Origin of the sequence: Streptomyces sp. LN549 (assembly GCF_043203805.1) — a bacterium.
GTDB lineage: Bacteria > Actinomycetota > Actinomycetes > Streptomycetales > Streptomycetaceae > Streptomyces.
Map to the genome: position 1 here is coordinate 6973939 of NZ_JAZHRI010000002.1, position 19523 is coordinate 6993461.

Annotated in this window: 13 protein-coding genes and 2 pseudogenes; 8 read left to right on the forward strand and 7 right to left on the reverse strand. The window is 67.5% G+C overall.

The genetic code is table 11. From position 1 onward, the window contains the following. The first annotated feature begins 152 nt into the window (after positions 1 to 152). Positions 153 to 3344 (forward strand): CHAT domain-containing protein, encoded by a 3192-nt coding sequence (locus tag SH922_RS31290; RefSeq protein ID WP_393061750.1) that lies wholly within the window; start codon positions 153 to 155, stop codon positions 3342 to 3344. A 128-nt stretch (positions 3345 to 3472) separates the two neighbouring features. Beyond that, positions 3473 to 4690 carry a hypothetical protein gene (locus SH922_RS31295; protein WP_393061752.1) on the forward strand — a complete coding sequence of 406 codons (1218 nt, stop codon included), beginning with the start codon at positions 3473 to 3475 and terminating at the stop codon, positions 4688 to 4690. A gap of 20 nt (positions 4691 to 4710) precedes the next feature. On the opposite strand, the gene SH922_RS31300 is transcribed toward SH922_RS31295, so the two are convergent. From SH922_RS31300 to SH922_RS31310, 3 genes are all read right to left on the reverse strand, one after another. Further along, complete coding sequence (locus tag SH922_RS31300) at positions 4711 to 5598, reverse strand: carbohydrate ABC transporter permease (protein ID WP_393061754.1); 888 nt, start codon at positions 5596 to 5598, stop codon at positions 4711 to 4713. Further along, positions 5595 to 6566, reverse strand: a complete 972-nt coding sequence (locus tag SH922_RS31305) for a carbohydrate ABC transporter permease (protein ID WP_393061756.1) — start codon at positions 6564 to 6566, stop codon at positions 5595 to 5597. Before SH922_RS31305 ends, SH922_RS31300 begins: the two co-directional genes overlap by 4 nt. A 91-nt stretch (positions 6567 to 6657) precedes the next feature. Beyond that, positions 6658 to 7977, reverse strand: a complete 1320-nt coding sequence (locus tag SH922_RS31310) for an ABC transporter substrate-binding protein (protein ID WP_393061758.1) — start codon at positions 7975 to 7977, stop codon at positions 6658 to 6660. 267 nt (positions 7978 to 8244) lie between these two features. Between SH922_RS31310 and SH922_RS31315 the strand changes: the two genes are divergently transcribed. The 4 genes from SH922_RS31315 (at position 8245) to SH922_RS31330 (ending at position 13283) form a co-directional block, all read left to right on the forward strand. Then, positions 8245 to 10647, forward strand: a complete 2403-nt coding sequence (locus SH922_RS31315) for a glycoside hydrolase family 2 protein (protein WP_393061760.1) — start codon at positions 8245 to 8247, stop codon at positions 10645 to 10647. Next, entirely contained in the window at positions 10644 to 11675 is a 1032-nt protein-coding gene (locus SH922_RS31320; RefSeq protein WP_393061762.1) for a LacI family DNA-binding transcriptional regulator, read from the forward strand. Before SH922_RS31315 ends, SH922_RS31320 begins: the two co-directional genes overlap by 4 nt. 138 nt (positions 11676 to 11813) lie before the next feature. Next, entirely contained in the window at positions 11814 to 12158 is a 345-nt protein-coding gene (locus tag SH922_RS31325; protein WP_393061764.1) for a DUF2750 domain-containing protein, read from the forward strand. A gap of 33 nt (positions 12159 to 12191) precedes the next feature. Next, the gene (locus tag SH922_RS31330; protein WP_393061766.1) at positions 12192 to 13283 is read left to right on the forward strand and encodes an IS630 family transposase; all 1092 of its coding nucleotides are present in this window, start codon (positions 12192 to 12194) and stop codon (positions 13281 to 13283) included. 113 nt (positions 13284 to 13396) lie between these two features. Here SH922_RS31330 and SH922_RS31335 read toward each other — a convergent pair. Both SH922_RS31335 and SH922_RS31340 read right to left on the reverse strand, forming a co-directional pair. Next, positions 13397 to 13831, reverse strand: a pseudogene (locus tag SH922_RS31335) (SMI1/KNR4 family protein); the annotation flags it as partial. Positions 13832 to 13855: 24 nt separating this feature from the next. Beyond that, on the reverse strand, positions 13856 to 14290 hold the full coding sequence (locus SH922_RS31340) for a VOC family protein (RefSeq protein WP_393063741.1): 435 nt from the start codon (positions 14288 to 14290) through the stop codon (positions 13856 to 13858). A gap of 75 nt (positions 14291 to 14365) precedes the next feature. On the opposite strand from SH922_RS31340, the pseudogene SH922_RS31345 reads away from it, so the two are divergent. Then, positions 14366 to 14772: pseudogene (locus SH922_RS31345) on the forward strand (IS5 family transposase); the annotation flags it as partial. A gap of 130 nt (positions 14773 to 14902) precedes the next feature. On the opposite strand, the gene SH922_RS31350 reads toward SH922_RS31345, so the two are convergent. Next, a complete protein-coding gene (locus SH922_RS31350) occupies positions 14903 to 15475 on the reverse strand; it encodes a dihydrofolate reductase family protein (protein WP_393061768.1) in 573 nt (190 codons plus the stop codon). 1189 nt (positions 15476 to 16664) lie between these two features. On the opposite strand from SH922_RS31350, the gene SH922_RS31355 reads away from it, so the two are divergent. Then, positions 16665 to 17975: a cellulase family glycosylhydrolase gene (locus SH922_RS31355; protein WP_393061770.1), complete on the forward strand. Its 1311-nt coding sequence runs from the start codon at positions 16665 to 16667 to the stop codon at positions 17973 to 17975. A 458-nt stretch (positions 17976 to 18433) separates the two neighbouring features. Here SH922_RS31355 and SH922_RS31360 read toward each other — a convergent pair whose 3' ends face one another. Continuing rightward, entirely contained in the window at positions 18434 to 19489 is a 1056-nt protein-coding gene (locus tag SH922_RS31360) for an Lrp/AsnC family transcriptional regulator (RefSeq protein ID WP_393061772.1), read from the reverse strand. Positions 19490 to 19523 lie beyond the last annotated feature (34 nt).

Consider the following 19523-nt stretch of genomic DNA (forward strand, 5'->3'; position numbering starts at 1 on the left):
GTGATTCCCGATCTAGCATCGTGGCTGGACAGGTTCAGCGGGTCGCTGCTCACCTAAGGGACTGGCGTGGCCTGGATGTCCGGGTGTGCCCAGCGTGAGGTGATGGATGCGATGGCAAGTCGGGCCGGAGCGGCGCGTGGCCGAGGGGACCGATGCCGGTGACAGGCCGCTGGTGGTGGCGGGGAGGGAGGAGCTCCGACCGGCACGAGGCTCCCGATCTCGGCGAGGTGATCCGCACCCCGGTTCCGTACGGGAAAGCCCATCTCGTCGCGGTCGTCAGTGCGCACGGGAACACCGGCAGGACCACGACGGTCGCCGGCCTCGGTGCTGCCCTGGCTTCCGAGCGGAACGACCGGATCATCGCGGTGGACGCCAATGACGGCATGCTGGGGCGCTATGCCCTCGCCCCCAACACAGGATTGACCCTGCGGGACTTGGCCGTCCGCGTTGGCGAAGACATATTCGACCTCCAGGGGTTCACCTCGCGCGCGCCCTTCGGCCTGGAGATTCTCGCCGATGCTGCGGGCACTTCCGCACCGAGTGCACCACTTGACGCAGTCTCGTACAGCGCTCTGCTCACTGCGCTCAACTCGTACGCAGTCGTCCTCAGCGACTGCGCCACCGGAGTGGACGGGCTCGCTGCCTTCGTCGCGCTGACCGGGGCCGACCAGCAGATATTCGTCAGCAGCCTGTCCCCCTCCAGTGTTGCCGCCACCGCCGAGGCCCTGGCCACCTACCGCTATCTCGCCGATCGCAGTCACGTTGTACTGACGGGCGCGCGGGACAGCGGCACGATGCTCGATGCCCGTGAAGCTGCGGAGCGGCTGGGTGCAGACTGCCGCAGCGTGGTTGTCGTTCCGTTCGATGAACGGCTCGCGGATGGTGACCACGTGGACCCGGCACGAATGCAGGACGCGACCCGGCGGGCGTACCGCGAACTCGCGGCAGTCGTCGCGGGGGGTTTCTCGCAGACCAAGCGCCGGGGTGCCGGCGAGCCGAGCGCAGACCCGCACTCCCTCCCCGGTGGGCCGAGTGCCGAGCCACCGTCGCACCCGTCGAACCGGGGCGAGAAGCAACAACCGCCGCGGTTGCCGTCGCGTGGCTCGCTTCCCGACGACCGGAGAGGATCCGGTGCCTCCGATTTCATCCGCCCGCCCAGCTTCCCGGAACCCACGGCCGGGTTCGCCCGCCCCGGCTTCATGGACCCAGCGTCCACGGCCTCGTTCACCCGCCCGGACTTCAGCACGCCGGATGACCAGGGGGAACCATCGAGCATCGGTGCGCTCGACCAGGAACCCCAGGAGCCCCAGGAGCCCCAGGAGCCCCAGGAGTCCCAGGCATCGCCGGCGAGCAGCGGGGACGGGGGTACGCCGCTGCACGAGGGACCGGAGGCTGACTGGCTCCGGTTTCGGCGGGAGCCGCAGTCCGGTAACAGCTCTGATCCGACCACGCAGAAGCAGAAGCCGCAGACTCCCTCCACGCCTGAGCGGCGTCCCGCCATGCCTGCCTGGCGCAGCTCTCCGGCCGACGAGCTCGTCCGACAGGCAGAGCGGGTCCAACGGCCGGCCGCGGGCGGTGTCACCAGCTCCGGCCTGCCGCGCCGCGTGCCACGGGCGAACCTCGCCCCAGGCACGGCTCAGCCGCCGCAATCCGGGCCGCAGCTCTCGCGTGCGCCCGAGGACGTACGCGGCCGACTCACCAATCTACGGCGCGGAACCGTGCAGGGACGCATGGCAGGAGCCGGCGACAGGGGTCGCCGGTCGGCCGGGGCAGACCAGAGCGGCTACGCCCGGTCGTCATCACAGGACGGCACGTCCGTGGTTGTTCCGGCGGCGGCACAGTCGTGGCCCCGGGCGGAGCCTCCCACCCCCACCGGCGGAGTCGACGGGCTGTCCGAACCGCACCACCTGATTGCCGAACTGGCGGAGCAAGCAGCCCCGGACCGTGAGGTCCCGCTCCACGTGCAGATCACCCAAGGGCCCGGCCCGGGGGAAAGCAGTGTCCGCATGCGATCGTTCTTCGTGCCCGAGGAGGGTGCGCGACTGACGATCACCGTCACCGCGCAAGGCATGCGCGCGCTGGGTGATCTCACGCAGGAGCTCACCGTGTACCCGGGCCGGGACTCCGATGTCATGTACTTCGGCCTGCGCACGATGGCTCCGGGCCTGCATCATGTGACGGTCCGCGCCTTCCACAAGGGCACGTACCTAGGGGCGCTGAACCTTCAGATTTCCGTGACCGAGGGCGGGGTGACCAGGGACGGGCCGCGACGACGCGCGGTGTTGCCGGGCATCGCCTTCGAGCCGGGGGAGGCCACACTCCAGGTACACCGCGCCGAGGACGGATCGTTCAACTTTCAGCTGCTGAGCGAGACCTGCTACCCCCCTGAGCCCTTCCGATATCGCGGTGGTGACCCGGGCGAGGCCACCGAGCAGATCTACGCCCAGCTGCGCGAGGCGGCCAGCCGTGCCGGCCGTGCGTCGCCCGCCGACGCGGCCGCGCTCCGAAAGCGTCTGAAGAACGAGGGCGTGCAGTTGTGGTCATCGGCCGTGCCGGAGGCTGTGCAGCGGCAGTTCTGGGAACAGGCCGACCGCATCACTTCCTTCACGGTGCTCGGCGAGCACGACTTCGTGCCCTGGGAGCTCCTCCACCCCCTCGACAAAGATCACGACAACGGCTTCCTTGCCGAGTGGCTGCCCGTCGTGCGCCGCGTCTTCCACCAGGACCGCGTCCACCAAATCGCCCTCCCGGGTGCCGCCTTCGTCATGCCGCCGGGTTCACCGGAGGAGGCGGCACTTGAGATAGCCGAACTCCGCACCTTGCTCGGGCCGGGTGGGGCAAGCGCGAGGGTGCTCACCGAGCGTGAGGCTCTCACCGACTTGATCGAGCGCGGTCACGCCGGCCTTCTGCATTTCGCCTGCCACAACGCCTTCTCCCGTTCTGGATCCCGGGTGCACATGACGGACGGCCACTTCACCCCCCGCGACCTTGCGACCGCTGCGCAAACCGGCAGCCTGCGTGACCACCAACCGCTCGTGTTCTTCAATGCCTGTCGCAGCGCAGGTGAGATTCCCTGGTTCAGCGACACCCTCGGCTGGGCCCAGAACTTCCTGAAGGCCGGGGCCGGCGCATTCATCGGCACGCTCTGGCCAGTGCGGTCCGACTCGGCCATGCAGTTCGCGAAGACTTTCTACGCAGAGCTCCTCGACGGCGGCCAGTCGCTGGGACAGGCCTCGCTCGCTGCCCGACAGGCCATCCGGGACCTGGACGGCGACCCCACCTGGCTCGCATACGCCGTCTACGGCAGTCCAGCCGCCACGGCAACGACCCGAGGACTCTCTTGAACAACGATGGGCGAAGGCGAAGCGATTGCGCCGTGGTCCACACGGCCGACGTCGCCGCCGATCCACGTCCGTCGCCCCAACTCACGTCCCCCCGGCCGATCCAGCTATCCGTGAAGGAGTCACTGCACATGTCAGACCCGGTCTTCGTCATCCACGGTGTCGCCAACCGCGACCGCGAGGGCTTCACTGCCGACGTCGCGGCCCTCCAGGCTGCGACGGGGATCTCCATGGTGCCAGTGTTCTGGGGCGATCTCGGCGCCGACGACCGCTTCGTCACCGCAGCGCTCCCGATCCGCCCGGCGATGCTGCCGGGCGCCCGGAGAAGCAGCGGACTGCGGGACGCGGACGAACCACCGAGCGTCGCCGTGCCGGAACCCGTGCTCGCCTCGGCGCTGGCCTCGGACCCCCAGGCATCCAACCAGTGGACACACGTGGAAGCCGCCGTGCGTGAGCGACTCGCGAGCGAGGACCAGCAGGGCGGTTCGGGCCTGCGGGACACTCCGCATTACGGCGAGGCGGACGACATCCTGGAGTCCCTGGCCGAGGAGTGGACCAGGACCGAGTGGCTACGGCGCACTGACGATCCCCTCCTGCTCTTTGAAACCGGTCAGTCCCTGGCCGAGGCCCTCATCGAAGCCGCGGACCTCTGGGCTGGCGAACTCGGCTCGTACGACGGTCTGCGCGCAGGTGGCCCGGACGAGGGACGGATGCGGAGGATGGTGCGCAATCGGTTGCGTGACCTGGACCGGGTGGCCGGGGCCGCGATCCAGGGGGCCGCCGGACGGCTGAACAATGCGCTGCGCACCAAGTTCGGGCCCGGCACCGCACGGTTCCTCGGAGACGTACTGGTCTACCAGCGCCACCGGGAGGCGATCCATGCTCGGGTGCGTGAGTCCGTCGACGGTGTGGATCCCGCCCTGGGGCGCACACCGGAGCGCCCTGTCCGAGTGGTCGCCCACAGCCTTGGCGGAGTCATCGCCGTCGACATGGCCACCGCGGCCACCCCGCTGTGGACGTCCTCACTGGTGACCTTCGGCTCCCAGGCGGCGTTCTTCCACGCATGCGACCCACGAGGCGGCCAGATCCTGCCCTACTCGGGCAGTCAGCCAGTCGTGCTGCCTCCTTCTCTGGCCCGCTGGACGAATCTCTGGGAACCGCTCGACATGCTGGCCTTCGCTGCCGCCGGAGTTTTCCGGCTCCACGACGGCAGCACTCCCGTGGACATCTCAGTGCCGCACACAGCGAGCACCGGAGTGTGGACGCACTCCTCCTACTGGGACCTGCCCTCGGTGGCCTCGGAGATCGGCACGGCCATGGCCGGCCGGGAGAAGCAGCCCGACGAGTGACCGCCACGTGTTGGCGTCCGCTACTTCGTCGCGCCCTGGGCGAAGCCGTTGTAGATGTATCGCTGGAGGAACAGGAAGATGACCAGCGTGGGGACGATGACGAGAACCGCCCCGGCTGAGATGTTCTCCCAGTGGGCTCCGAACGGTCCCTTGAACCGGAACAGGGCGGTGGAGACCGTGCCGAGTTCCTGGGAGGGCATGTAGAGGAAGGGGATGTAGAAGTCGTTGTAGACGGTGATCCCCTTGATGATCACCACGGTCGCGATCGCCGGCTTGAGCAGCGGGAAGATGATCTTTCGGTAGATCGTGAAGGAGTTCGCGCCGTCCAGCCGTGCGGCCTCGTCGAGGGACACGGGGATCCCACGGATGAACTGCAGGAAGACGTAGATCGAGACGATGTCCGTGCCCATGTAGAGCAGGATCGGGGCCCAGCGTGTGTCGAACAGTCCGAAGCTGTTGACGACCTGGAAGGTGGCGACCTGAGTGGTGACCCCGGGCACGAGGGTGGCGATCAGGAAGAGGCCCATCACGAGCTTCTTGGCCCGGAAGTGGAAGCGGTCGATGGCGTAGGCCGTCATCGACCCGATGATCACGGTGCCGGTGATGGAGAACAGCAGGATGAACGCGGTGTTGCCGAAGGCCGTCAGCATGTGGCCGTCGGAGAACGCGGTTGCGTAGTTGCCGAAGTTCAGCCAGTTGCCCGGCAGTGACAGCGCACCGCCGTCCGAGGCTTCCCCGGACGTCTTCAGAGACGTGAGGAAGACGACGCTGAGCGGGAGAAGTACCACCAGTGAGGCGATGACGAGCGACAGGTAGATGAGCGTCTGACCGATGCGGCCGCGGAGGCGAACGCGTCGCGGGTCGGACACGAAGCGGGTGGGAGCGGCGGTCTGCGGGGCCGTGGTCATACGAGGTCCACCTTTTCGTCGGGCACGAGACGGCGCTGGATCCAGGTGATCAGCAGGATGATCAGCAGCAGCACCACCGCAGCGGCCGAGGCCAGCCCGGTCTTGTTGAACTGGAAGGCGAGCTTCACCGTCTGGATGACGAACGTCGAGGTACCGGTCGCACCGCCGGTCATGATCCAGGGGATCTCGAAGACCGCGAGCGACCCGGAGATCGCCAGGATGATGCTCAGGCTCAGTACGGGCCTGATGCTCGGGGCGATGATGTGCCGGAACTGCTGCCACCGGGTTGCGCCGTCCAACTGGGCGGCCTCGTAGAGCTCGCCGGGGATCGACTGAATGGCACCGAGGAACAGGACGAAGTTCAGGCCGGTGAAGCGCCAGACGGAGACGCCGGCGAGCGAGGTGTTGGCCGATGTGGGGTCGCCCAGCCAGGCGTGGTCGGTGTCCGATCCGAACCAGGACAGCACCGAGTCCAGAGTGCCGCCGTCCTGGAAGAAGTACAGGAAGACGAATCCGATGGCCACGCCGTTGATGAGGTAGGGGAAGAAGAGCAGGCCCTTGAACAGGTTGCGGAACCGCAGATCGAAACTGAGCACCGTGGCGAAGTACAGCGCGACGGCGATCTGGGCCACGGACGCGGCCAGGTAGTAGAAGCTCACGAAGAACACCCGGAAGAGCTCGGGCCGGGTGAAGATCTGGACGTAGTTGTCCGCTCCGGTGAAGTTCCGGTCCGGGCTGATCCCGTCCCAGTCCGTGAAGCTGTAATAGATCATGTTCCCCACGGGTACGTAGGTGAACGTGATCAGCAGCACCAGTGGCGCTGCCAGGAACAGCCAAGGGGTCGCGCGGCGGAGCAGTTGCCCCCACGTGCTGCGTCCTTGAGGGCTGTTGCCGCTCCTCGTGGTCCTGTGACGGGAGGGCGCTGCACGATGCGTCTTCACGCTGGCAACCTCGGTCGTCTCGGTCATGTCGGGCCTTTCGTCGTCCGCGTCGTCATCCCGTGTGCGCGGGAGGGCGGGGCCCCGGCCGGTGTCGTGCGGCCGGGGCCCCCTCACCGGTTCAGGAGCCGGCGGTCTTCGCTGCCTCGTCCCACCTCTTGTTGAGGTCGGTGAAGTAGTCCTCGAGGCTGCCCTTCTGCGCTCCGCGGGCGATGTCGATCAGCTTCTGGCGGTAGTCAGGCTTGTTGAGCCCGATCTCGGCGGCGTTGTCGATGTCGTTCACCGTGCCCGTCTTGCTCTCCGAACGCTCCACAAAGGTGACATCGTTGTCAACGAACTCCTTCAGGGTTGCGGGCATGGGAGCCGACTTGAGGGTGGGGACGGCTCCCTCCTTGGCGGAGTAGCCGGACTTCTCGGTGAACCAGTCGATCCAGGCCCGGGCTGCTTCCTTGTGCTTGGAGTGGGCGTTGACGGCCTGCTGGTAGTCCGACACCACAGTGGCGCACTGTCCGTTCTCCCGCTGGAGAGGGACGGGCATGAAGCTGATGTCGTCGGGGTCCTTCCCTGCCTTTTCGGCAGCGTCCTTCATCTGTGTGATCGACCATGAGCCGACCATCATGGAACCGATCTTGCCCTTGGCGAGCATGCTCTTCGAGGCTTCCCAGTTGGTGGTGCTGGGGTCCTTCTCCGAGAGGCCGTCCTTGACGATGTCGTACAGCAAGGTGTCGATCGCCCCGAGCTCGCTGCCCGGCTTCCACGGAGAGACCGGACCGGCGAGCCTGTTGTTGGCTTCTTCACTGCACGTGGCCGAGCCGATGTTGCTGCTCCACTGGACCAGCGGCCAGCCGTCCTTGAAGTTGGTGTAGTAGGGGGTCGCGCCGGTCTTCGACCTGATCGCCTTCAGCCCCGCGAGGAACTCCTCCGGTGAGTCCGGCCAGGCGGTGATGCCGGCCTTCTTCCAGAGGGCCTTGTTGTAGACGAAGCCGTTGGCGGTGCCGAACTGGGCAATGCCGTAGACCTTGCTTCCCACGGCCGTCTTGTCGCTGAAGCGGTACTTGTCCGACATCTCGATCGACGAACCCAGCGGGGCGAAGAACTTGGGGTAGTCGTTCTTGGAGACTGCGGCCGGGATCATGAGGACGTCGCCGTAGTCCTCCGTGTTCATCCGGATCTTGACTTCGCCCTCGTAGTCGGTCAGTCCTTCGAACTTCACCTTGACCTTGGGGTAGATCTTGTTGAACTCCGCGGCGTAGGCGTCCATGGCCCCGCTCTGGACCAGGTCCGTCCGCTGGGTCAGGACCGTGATGGTGCCCGTTGCCTTGCCCGGGTCGGTGGGGGCTTCGGCCGTCTCGGTCGAAGGCGCCCCTCCGCCGCTACAGCCCGTCACGGTCAGCGTCGCGATGGCCAGAAGTGCACCTGCGAGCGTCTTGGTCTTCCCCATGTGCCCAACTCCTTCAGATGGCGGCTCAGGTCTGCGGTGGGATGTTGGCACTATGGCAGGGAGCATGTGAACCGGTAAAGCTCCGATTTCGATGACGATGCCTAATTGTTACCAGTCGACGTGTTGGTGCAGGCTGGGGGCTCTCTAGATGTTCAGAGCGTGACGAGTTCGCGACTAGACCGGTTTATGGACAGTGATCCACTGGGGGGCTAAGTTGTGCGGCGTCATACATCTGCCAGTGCGCGTACTGGGCGATTGGAGCCGCACATGAAGGACGTCACCCCGCTCACCGAAGGCTGGACCCTGCGTCACGGACAGGAACAGCTGCCGGCTCAGGTCCCTGGCTGCGTTCACACCGACCTGCTCGCCGCCGGAGTCATTCCGGACCCCTTCCTCGAGCTCAACGAGAGCGAGGTTGCCTGGGTCGGCCGACGCTCGTGGACCTATGCCACCGACGTTTCCCACGACAGTCGGCATGAGCGCACCGACCTCGTCTTCGAGGGCCTGGACACCGCTGCCCGGATCGCCTTCGACGGCCGGGAGGTCGGGACGACCCGGAACATGCACCGCACCCATCGATTCGACGTCACGGGGCTGACCGGCAGGCTGGAGGTGCACTTCGCCTCCGCCTACGCAGAGGCCGAAGCGGTACGGGCGGTCACCGGAGACCGGCCCAACGTGTACCCCGAGCCGTTCCAGTACATCCGCAAGATGGCCAGCAGCTTTGGTTGGGACTGGGGGCCGACACTTGTCACCGCCGGCATCTGGCGCCCGGTGCGACTGGAACACTGGTCGACGGCACGCCTCGCGTCCGTCCGCCCGCTCGTCACCGTCGACGAAGCCACGGGAGGCGTCGAGGTCAGACTGCAGGTGGAGCGCACAGCCGGAGGGGCGGGCGCAAGCCTGCTGGCGCGGGCAACGGTGGCCGGCGAAAGAGCCGAAACCTGCTTCGAGGGCGACGAAGCCGTGCTGCGCCTGACGGTCGACCGGCCCCGGCTCTGGTGGCCGCGCGGGTACGGTGACCAGCCCCTCTACGACCTCGACGTCACCCTCCTCGACGAGGAGGGCGAGCTGGACACCTGGCACCGGCGCATCGGATTTCGCACCGTCGAACTGGACCGTACCGCCGACGCGCGGGGCTCGGGCTTCACCCTCGTCGTCAATGGTGAGCGGGTGTTCGCCCGAGGCGTCAACTGGATCCCCGACGACGTGTTCCCCTCACGCGTCACACCCGAGCGCTACCGCACCCGGCTCGGCCAGGCTGTGGACGCCAACGTCGACCTGGTGCGCATCTGGGGAGGCGGCATCTACGAGGACGAGGCGTTCTACGACGCCTGCGACGAACTCGGCCTGATGGTCTGGCAGGACTTCCTCTTCGCCTGCGCCGCCTACCCGGAGGAGCAGCCTCTGCGGGGAGAGGTCGAAGCCGAAGCGCGCGACAACGTTGTCCGACTCATGCCCCACGCCAGCCTGGTCCTCTGGAACGGCAACAACGAGAACCTCTGGGGATTCCGTGACTGGGACTGGGAGCCAGGACTCGCCGGCGACTCCTGGGGCGAGGGCTACTACCTCGGCCTGCTGCCCCGTCTGGTCGCCGAGCTCGACCCCACGCGTCACTATGCCGCAGGGAGCCCGTGGTCCGGATCATGGGACCACCACCCCAACGACCCCGACCACGGCACCTACCACTCCTGGGAGGTGTGGAACCGCCAGGACTACGCCGAGTACCGCGCGAACGTTCCCCGGTTCGTCGCCGAGTTCGGATGGCAGGCCCCTCCGGCGATGGCCACACTCCGGCGCGCGCTTCCCCACGAGAACCTGGCCCCCGACTCCCCAGGCATGCTGCACCACCAGAAGGCGGAGGACGGCAACGGCAAGCTCAACCGCGGCGTCGCCCGCCACTTCGTCCTGCCCGAGGGTGACTTCGACCGATGGCACTACCTGACCCAGGTCGTCCAGGCCCGTGCCGTCGCCGCAGGCATCGAGCACTGGCGCTCCCACTGGCCCACATGTGCCGGCACCGTCGTCTGGCAGCTCAACGACTGCTGGCCGGTGAGCTCCTGGGCCGCGGTCGACGGGGACGGCCGTCTCAAGCCGCTCCACCACGAGCTGCGACGCGTCTACGCGGACCGGCTGCTGACCCTGCAGCCCGGCGAGGAGGGGGGCCTCGTCCTCGCCGCCGTCAACCAGGCCGCCACGGAATGGCGCACCGTGGTGACACTGCGCCGCCTTGAGGCCGACGGTGCGACAGTCAGCCACAGCACACACGAGGTGACAGTGGCCGCGCGTTCTGTCGCGCGGCTCCCGGTTCTCCTCGAGCTGGTGCCGGACGAGCTCACCGCCAAGGAGTTCCTCGTCGCCGACGCGGATGGTCTGCGGGCCACGTACTTCCCCGTGCCTGACAAGGAGTTCGCCTACGTACAGCCGGCCTTCGACATCGAGGTGGAACCTGTTTCGGGTGGCGGCGGTAAGGTCGATGTCGTGGTCAATGCGCACACCCTCGTCAGGGACCTTCTGCTTCAGGCCGACCGGCTGAGTCCCAACGCCGCCGCCGACCGTGGTCTCACCACATTGCTGCCCGGCGAGCAGGTCCGGATCCGGGTCGATGGCTGCGGCGATGTGACCGCGGATGACGTGCGAGCTGTGTTGTTCTGCACGGATACGAGGTGAACGGTCCGGCGCGTGTCACGATCAGGGATGTCGCCGCCCGGGCAGGTGTGTCCAAGGGGGCGGTCTCGCTGGCGTTCAACCAGAAGCCGGGTGTCTCGGATGCCACCCGCCGGAGGATCTTCGAGGCGGCGAAGGAGCTGGGCTGGGCGCCGAACCTCACCGCGCGCAGCCTCTCCAGTCAGCGGGTCGACATCATCGGCCTGGCCCTGTGCCGTCCCGCCCGGCTGCTCGGGCTCGAGCCGTTCTACATGGACTTCATCTCCGGTATCGAGAGCGTCCTGGCCGAACGGTCGTACTCGTTGCTTCTGAGGCTGGTGCGGGATCTCGACGAGGAGATCGAGCAGTACAAGTCCTGGTGGCGGAGTCAGACGATCGCCGGCGCCATTCTGGTCGACTTCCACGAGAGTGATCCGAGGGTTCCGGCGCTGCAGTCGATCGGGCTGCCGGCGGTGGCCGTCGGGCATCCGTCCCTCACCGGTTCGTTTCCCGCGGTGTGGACGGACGACGCCACCGCCGCGGCCGAGGCGGTGCGCTATCTGGCGGCGCTGGGGCACCGGCGCATCGCCCGCGTCGGCGGTCCGGTCGGTCTCGGGCACAGTGCCATCCGGGCCACCGCGTTCGCGGCCACGATGCGGGAGCTGGGTCTCCAGGAGGGCCGGCAGGTCGCGACGGGTTTCGACGGAAGCGAGGGGGCCAGGGCCACCCGGTCCCTGCTGATGTCGGCCGAGCGTCCGACGGCCATCGTCTACGACAACGACATCATGGCCGTCGCGGGAGCGGGCGTCGCCGCCGAAATGGGCTTCGTGGTTCCCGACGACGTGTCGCTGCTGGCCTGGGACGACTCGCAGCTGTGCCGGATCACGCATCCCACGCTGTCGGCCATGAGCCACGATGTGCACAGCTTCGGGGCGCAGGTGGCCCGCACGCTGTTCACGGTCATAGAGGGTCAGCACGCCGGTTCCGTGCAGGTGCCGACCCCGTCCCTCACCCCGCGAGGCTCCACCGCACAGGCACCCGCCCGGAGTTGAGAGAGGCATCCGCGAAGCTGAACATCCAGAGGCGGACGACATCGACACCGTCGTCACGCATGCGTGCGAAGTGGGCGTCGATGCGCGCCTGAGAACTCCTAACGAAATGAGTGGCGGGGGCCGCTAGGCTCAGTGGCCATGAGTCAGAGCGGTTCGCAAGCGGCAGCATTTTTCCGAGACGTCCGCAAAAGCGGAATGGTCTGGCTTGTTCGAGATGACGACGGAATGCCGACCTCCCTCTCCACAGACGGCACGCGAAGCCTTCCTTTCTGGTCGACCTCGGCCCGCGCGCAGAGGGCAGCGAGGGTCTGGGGGCATGGGCTACGCGTGGAATCCATGCCCTTGAACACCTGGCGCGATCGCGAACTGCCCGATTACGTACGGGATGGACTCAAGATCGGCATCAACTGGAGTGGGCCGCGCCTGGTCGGCTGGGACTTCACGCCCACGGAAGTTCTCAACCGACTGGCGGCGACTGACTAGTGACCTGAGTCGGAGATTCGTCGTTGGTTGGGTGTGAGTCGTCCTGGACCGAAACTTGCGGCGTTGTCGGTAACTGATGCACAGCGGGCTGTGCTTGAGGGGTGGGTGCGTCGTCGCTCGACGGCTCAAGCACTGGCCTTGCGGTCGCGGATCGTGCTCGAGTGCGCCGAGGGCCACTCGATCGCGGAGGTGTCGCGCCGTCTCGGGGTCGTTCCCGAGACGGTCCGCACATGGCGTCGGCGTTTCCTGGACCGGGGCCTGGATGGCATGTGTGACGAGCCCAGGCCCGGTGTGCCGCGCAAGATCACCGACGCGGATGTCGAGCGGGTGATCGTCAAGACTCTGGAAGAACGGCCGGCGAACGCCACCCACTGGTCAACACGGTCGATGGCGCAGGCGACGGGGATGTCGCAGTCGGCGATCTCGCGGATCTGGCGGGCCTTCGCCCTGGCCCCGCACCGGTCCGAGACCTTCAAGCTGTCCACCGATCCGTTGTTCATTGACAAGGTCCGCGACGTGGTCGGCCTCTACCTCGACCCGCCGGAGAAGGCCCTCGTGCTGTGCGTGGACGAGAAGTCGCAGATCCAGGCCCTGGACCGGTCCCAGCCGGTGCTGCCGATGATGCCCGGGGTTCCCGAACGCCGCAGCCACGACTACATCCGCGCAGGCACCACCACGTTGTTCGCGGCCCTGGAGATCGCCTCCGGCAAGGTCATCGGCTCCCTGCACCGCCGGCACCGGGCCGCCGAGTTCAAGAAGTTCCTCGCCAAGATCGACAAGGAGGTGCCCGCGGAGTTTCAGGTGCACCTGATCCTGGACAACTACGCGACGCACAAGACTCCGGCGATCAAGCAGTGGCTACTGGCGCACCCGCGCTTCCACCTGCATTTCACGCCGACGGGATCGTCCTGGCTGAACCTGGTGGAGCGATGGTTCGCCGAGCTCACGCAGAAGAAGCTCCGACGCGGCGTCCACCGCTCCGTCCAGGCTCTCGAGCGCGACATCCGCTCATGGCTCGCCAACTGGAACGACAACCCTCGGCCCTTCATCTGGACCAAGACCGCCGACGAAATCCTCGACAAAGTCGCCGCATACTGCCAACGAATCTCCGACTCAGGTCACTAGGCCGTTTCGTTCAGATCATCCGATCGTTGGTCCGGGTGTGCCGTTGACTGACGCGCAGCGGGCGCGGATCGAGCCGTTGCTTCCGGACCGGACGCCGAAGCGGGGTAGGCGGTGGCGGGCGCGAACCAGGAGCGGCCCTGGGCCCAGCGGATCACCCACCCCAAGAAACCGGGCGTGCCCAGCATCAGGCAGGTACCCGGCCGGGTGCCGAAGGGTATCGCGCCGTTCTCGTCGATCAGCCAGACGTGACCGCGCTGCGGACCGGTGACGATCAGGTGCCAGTACATGCCGCAGCCGTCGGTGCCCAACAGCAGTGAGCCGTGGTCGTACACGGGGGCTATCCGGTCTTCGAACTCCTGCTCAGACAGAGCCGCCTCGTCGCCCTCCGCCTCCCACAGCCATGCCGCCGTGAGAGGAAAAGGTTCGGCAAGTAGGCGCTCGGGGCGGCCCGGGCCCCAGTCCTGGGGCGTTTGCGCGAGGGGCAGCAGACCGTAGTAGGGCGGTCCCGCGCGCAGTCCGTCGCAGACCTCCGCCACGAATGGTTGGGGGCGGCCTTTGTTCTTGTCGAACCATCACGCAGAGGCTGCGCCGACGCAGAACTCGTTACCCTCCGGGTCGGCCATCAGGACATGGTGTCCGTCGAACTTCTCCAGGACGGTCCCGCCGGCTCGCACCAGGCGTTCGGACTCCGCCGTGATCCGTGCCCATCGCTCCTCAGGACTGCCGTGCCCTGGCACTCGGACGTCGATGTGGAGCCGGTTCTTCGCTGTCTTGGGCTCGGGGACCTTGAGGATGCAGAGGCGCGGGCCGACGCCGTCGGGATCACAGAGCCATGCGCCGTCGTCCACGGAGTCGTCCTCTGGCAGGTCGAACTGCGCGAACCACTTCTCGCGTGTCTTGAAGGGAGCAGGCGGCGGCTCGTCGACATAGCCAAGGGCCGTCTTCCAGAAGACGGCAAGAGCCTGCGCGTCCGCAGCATCAAGCGTCAGGTCGATTCTGGTTTTCATGAGGGGACCGTACTGCGCACCTCCGACAGTCGAGGCATAACCGAAGCGGCCCCGGTCGGTGAGCCGGACGACCATGCCATCGGGCGGTATCGCGGCGGGCTGACCACGAAGGTTCATCTCGCAGCCGATGGCAACTGCCGCCTCTGGCATTCGTCCTCACTGCGGGGCAGGCCGGTGACGCACCCGCTTTCGCGGACGTGATGGCACGCCTGCGCGTCCCACGTCGACGCGGACGGTCCCGAACCCGGCCAGACATGGTCTTGGCCGACAAGGCGTACGCATGGCGCGCCATCCGCGAGCACCTGCGCAAGCGCGGTATCCGCGCGGTGATCCCTGTCCCTGCGGATCAGAAGGGTCACCAACTGCGTCGAGGCAGCCGCGGTGGCAGGCCACCCACCGCCGACCGTGAGGCATACAAACAGCGCAACACGGTCGAGCGGTGCATCAATCGCCTGAAGCAGTGGCGCGGCGTTGCCACCCGCTAGGAAAAGACCGCGGTCAACTACCGGGCCGGGCTCCATGTCGCGGCCATCTTCCTGCGGTCCGCGCGGTGAGCCACCGCGCTCCGGTCAGGACGAGTGCCGCGACGGCGGGGCGAGCGCGGGAGCCTTGTCAGCGGACGACATCGAAGACGTTCTTCTGCAGCCCGTTGGCGTAGGCCTCGTGCTCAACGAGCTTCAGCTTCTGCGTGTCCTTGTCGGTGGCGCTGAAGAGCCGCTTGCCCGCCCCGAGCAGCAGCGGGAAGACGACCAGGTGGTAACGGTCGATCAGGCCGGCGTCCGAAAGGGCTCGGTTCAGGGAGGCGCTGCCGTGGACGATGATGGGGCCGCCCTCGGTCTCCTTCAGCGCGGCGACCTCGTTGAGGGTGCGCAGGATCGTCGTCTCGCCCCAGTTCGATACCAGGTCGTCCTCGGTGAGGGTGGTGGAGACGACGTACTTCGGCATCAGCTTGTAGTCGGCGAAGTCCTCCATGTCGGGCCACACCGGGCTGAACGCCTCGTAGCTGGTCCGGCCCATCAGGATCGCGGCAGCTTCCTTCTGCTCCCGGCCCTTGATCTCGAAGGCCTCGGGGAGGAACTCGACGTCCTTGAAGGTCCACCCGGAGTTCCTGTAACCGGGCTCGCCTCCCGGGCCCTCCACGACGCCGTCGAGCGAAATGAAGGCGGTGCTGATCAGGATACGCATCTCGGTTCCTCGATGTCTCGTGTCTGGATCTCAGCGGGTGCGGCCGGTGCACGCTTCGACCACCCTCGCGGCTGCGGTGCACCAATCACGATCTATGACTGGGCATCATGGAGAAACTCATCGGTCGTCGCCAGCCCTTTCCGACAGCCTCGGCCATCTGGATCACCTCGGCGAGTCACACACGTGCCAGATCGTGCGACCTGGCCGCAACAGGTGGCGCTGCATCTTGATGCAGTCGCACTCCGTGATCCAAACGAAACGGCCCAGTGACCTGAGTCGGAGATTCGTCGTTGGTTGGGTGTGAGTCGTCCTGGACCGAAACTTGCAGCGTTGTCGGTAACTGATGCACAGCGGGCTGTGCTTGAGGGGTGGGTGCGTCTCCGTGTCGCCGGAGCCCGAAGCGAAGGTGAACAGGTCGTACGCGTTGGCCCTGGCGACGTAGCACTCCCCGCCGTCCAGGCAGAAGCGGATACCGCAACGCGTCGCGGAAGGAGTTGGTGCCGGCCGAGGCCGGGGCGGGGCGTACGAGCGGCAGACAGGTGGCCGCCAAAGCTGCCGGAAGCAGGAAAACCAGGGGCCAGTGACGCCTGGTCCGAGTGTGGGGGTGCGTACGCATGGCGTCTCTTTCGTCCGAAGGGAACGGGTCGCGGCCTCGGAGGGCGCGGCAGGCGGACGGGGGCCGGTCTCGGCGGCTCGACGAGGTGCACTCCGGTCCTGTACCGGTTTATCGACCAGGAACGTAGGGGTGTGTCGTGCGACTGTCAATCAATCGCGCTCACCCTGTTTTTGCTGGTCGATGACCACTTCCTGGTAAGCGGTAGGGCTGGCCAGGGGGTTTAGCGGTTTAGTTCCATGAGAGGTTCCGTGCTTGGTGGACGGATCACGAACCCGCTATTGACAGGGGCGTAACACCCGGTGCCTCATGGTGTGGCGACGACCCGTTCGAGCCGTATCCGGCCGAAGTCGCAGCTGGTCGACGTCAGTTGTCCGGCGCTGCCCCCACCATCACGACGCCCGCGAAGCCTGCCTTCGGTGACACTACCGTCGAAGTGTGTGCGGCGCTCACCAAGCGCGCCCTCATGGGCCGGTGCGGTCGACGGACATCGTTGTCATGGGGGTGTCGCCCGTCCCGCGACCTCGTCCCGTTCCGTACCCGTCCACGCACCCGCATGCGTACCCGAGGAGAGAAATGCGAAAGCCGAGAAGCACCCTGTTCACGACCGCGGGCATGGCGTTCGCCGCCGCCCTGGGCCTGCTGGGCTCGATCGTCGGACCTTCCGCCGGTGAGGCCGAGGCCGCGCCCACCGGCATCCGTGTCAGTAACGGCCATGTGGTCGAGGCGAACGGGAACGAGTTCGTCATGCGTGGGGTCAACCACGCCTACGCCTGGTATCCCGAACAGACGACCGCCATCGCCGACATAGCGGCCAAGGGCGCCAACACCGTCCGCATCGTGCTCGGCAGTGGCGACCGGTGGACGAAGACGAGCGCCTCCCAGGTCTCCACCCTCATCGGCCAGTGCAAGGCCAGCAAGGTCATCTGCGTGCTGGAGGTGCATGACACCACCGGTTACGGCGAGGACGGCGCCGCCACCACCCTGGACAAGGCAGCCGAATACTGGATCGGGGTGAAGAGCGCGCTGGAGGGTCAGGAGGACTACGTCGTCGTCAACATCGGCAACGAGCCGTACGGCAACACGGACGCCGCGGCCTGGACCGGTGCCACCAAGAGTGCGATCAGCAAGCTGCGGAACGCCGGCATCGACCATGCTCTGATGGTGGACGCCCCCAACTGGGGCCAGGACTGGTCCGGGACCATGAGGGACAACGCGGCCTCGGTCTTCGCGTCCGACCCCGACCGCAACACCATCTTCTCGATCCACATGTACGGCGTCTACGACACCGCCGCCGAGGTGCAGGACTACCTGCACCACTTCACCGACAACGGACTGCCCATTGTCGTGGGTGAGTTCGGTGACCAGCACAGCGACGGCAACCCGGACGAGGACACCATCATGGCCACCGCGCAGTCGCTGGGCGTGGGCTACATCGGCTGGTCCTGGAGCGGCAACGGCAGCGGCGTCGAGTACCTCGACATGGTCAACGGCTTCGACGCGAACTCCCTGACGACCTGGGGTAACCGCTTCATCAACGGCGCCAACGGCATCTCCGCCACCTCCGAGACCGCTTCCGTCTACGGCGGCGGGGGAGAGCAGGGCGGCGGGGGCGACACGGGCAGCGGCACCGCCACCAACGGGTACCCGTACTGTGCCGGCGGCAGCTCGTCCGACCCCGACGGCGACGGGTGGGGCTGGGAGAACAGCAGCTCCTGCGTCGTCGCGGGCAGCAGCGCGGACAGCGGCGGCGGGACCGACGACGGCACGGCCCCCAACGGGTACCCGTACTGCATCAATGGCAGCTCGTCCGACCCGGACGGTGACGGGTGGGGCTGGGAGAACAGCCACTCCTGCGTCGTCGTGGGCAGCAGCGCGGACAGCTGACCGTGCGCGTGCGTGGGGCTCTGCTCCTGTTCCCCTCTGCGAAGGGACGGGGAGGCGGCCTCACGCGTGGATCCGACCGCCGGGCATCAGCCCGGCGGACCCGCCCGCCCGCCTGAAGGTTCTGCGGGCAGGGCGCGGTGGCAGCCGTCCTAGAGGTCCTCCCTGCCGAGGGCCTCATGGAGTGCCTGGCACGACAAGGACGGCCAGATCTACACCGCAGTCGGTGACGAAGATGAGTTCACGGAGCTGGCTGCTCGGATAGCCGGCGCCGACGCTGCAGCGCTTCCGTCCGTGTACGCCGATGGCCGTGTCCCTCTGCTCTCCGCTGTCATGCCTGACAGCGACGGCGTGGTGCGGGCCCCGCTGGCAGGCCGAGGGATCCCTCGGCGACTTGGCCCAGGGAGTCCGTACAACCCCCTCACGGCCAGAGCGAGCGCCTGGACTCCCGGCCTTCTGGCCTAGGGCCGGGTGCTCGCTCCGGCGGTGCGAACGTCCAGAGGGACGCCGCCGATGCGGTAGCCCTGTTCGTCGAGGAGATGGCCGCTGAGCTTCAGCGGCCACAGTGCCACGGCCCGGTCGGTGATCTCCAGGCCGGGAACGCGCTGGGCGAGTCGTACCTCGAAGCGCTGCACGTCGGTGAGGGACTTCACCCAGGCGATGACGAGGACGTTGTTCCGGCCGGTGACGCCGGCGCACAGCCGTACCTCCCGGGCGCCGGTGACTCCGCGTGAGACGTGTTCCAGCTCCCCGGCGGCTGCCCGGCCCCATTGGATCACCGTGACCGGCCACTCCGACAGGGGGCGTGCGACCTCGCAGCGGGTCTGGAGCATGCCGGCGGCGAAGAGCCGGCCGAGCCGTCGGCGGAGGGTGTCCGGGCTCGCCCCGCAGGCGTCGGCGAGCGCGCGGTAGGTGGCGCGGCCGTTCATGGAAAGGGCGGCGATGAGGGCGTGGTCCAGGTCGGTGAGCGGGAAGACGGGGGCCTCGGTGCGGGCCGTGTCGGTGAGGCGGGCGATCTGGGTGCGGTCGAGGGCGCGCAGCCGCCAGCGGCTGCCCTCTGTGTAGACGGTGCTCGCGAGGTGGGTGCGGCTGGCGACGATGCCCGGCATCGCGCCGATGCCGCGGGTCATCCAGTGGGTGAGTGCCGCGAGGTCCGGGGCCATCACGGTGAGCAGCAGGTCGCGGTCTCCGCTGACGTGTTCGACGGCAGTGACGTGGGGCAGCTGAGCGAGGGCCTGGGCCACGGTCAGCAGGCTGCCGCCGGCGCAGTCCACCTCGACGAAGGCGAGCAGTCCCTGTCCCGCCGCGGCGAGGGCGGGCGACGGGGAGCAGCTGATCCAGGCGGCGCCGGCTTCGGTGAGCCGGTGCCAGCGTCGGGCCACGGTCACGGCGTCGAGGCCGAGTACTGCGCCGATCTCGTTCCACGCGGCCCGTGGGGCTATCTGCAGTGCGTGCACCAGGGCCTGGTCGACGTCGTCGAGCGCCCGTACCACGCCGTGTGCGGAATGCTGCGTCATTCGATGTCCCTTGCGTGTTTCCTGCGATTCGGAG

Bases quoted from the DNA above. Each gene is read 5' to 3' on its own strand.
- SH922_RS31290 (WP_393061750.1), top strand. From the start codon at position 153: ATGCCGGTGACAGGCCGCTGGTGGTGGCGGGGAGGGAGGAGCTCCGAC.
- SH922_RS31295 (WP_393061752.1), top strand. From the start codon at position 3,473: ATGTCAGACCCGGTCTTCGTCATCCACGGTGTCGCCAACCGCGACCGC.
- SH922_RS31300 (WP_393061754.1), bottom strand. From the start codon at position 5,598: ATGACCACGGCCCCGCAGACCGCCGCTCCCACCCGCTTCGTGTCCGAC.
- SH922_RS31305 (WP_393061756.1), bottom strand. From the start codon at position 6,566: ATGACCGAGACGACCGAGGTTGCCAGCGTGAAGACGCATCGTGCAGCG.
- SH922_RS31310 (WP_393061758.1), bottom strand. From the start codon at position 7,977: ATGGGGAAGACCAAGACGCTCGCAGGTGCACTTCTGGCCATCGCGACG.
- SH922_RS31315 (WP_393061760.1), top strand. From the start codon at position 8,245: ATGAAGGACGTCACCCCGCTCACCGAAGGCTGGACCCTGCGTCACGGA.
- SH922_RS31325 (WP_393061764.1), top strand. From the start codon at position 11,814: ATGAGTCAGAGCGGTTCGCAAGCGGCAGCATTTTTCCGAGACGTCCGC.
- SH922_RS31340 (WP_393063741.1), bottom strand. From the start codon at position 14,290: ATGAAAACCAGAATCGACCTGACGCTTGATGCTGCGGACGCGCAGGCT.
- SH922_RS31350 (WP_393061768.1), bottom strand. From the start codon at position 15,475: ATGCGTATCCTGATCAGCACCGCCTTCATTTCGCTCGACGGCGTCGTG.
- SH922_RS31355 (WP_393061770.1), top strand. From the start codon at position 16,665: ATGCGAAAGCCGAGAAGCACCCTGTTCACGACCGCGGGCATGGCGTTC.
- SH922_RS31360 (WP_393061772.1), bottom strand. From the start codon at position 19,489: ATGACGCAGCATTCCGCACACGGCGTGGTACGGGCGCTCGACGACGTC.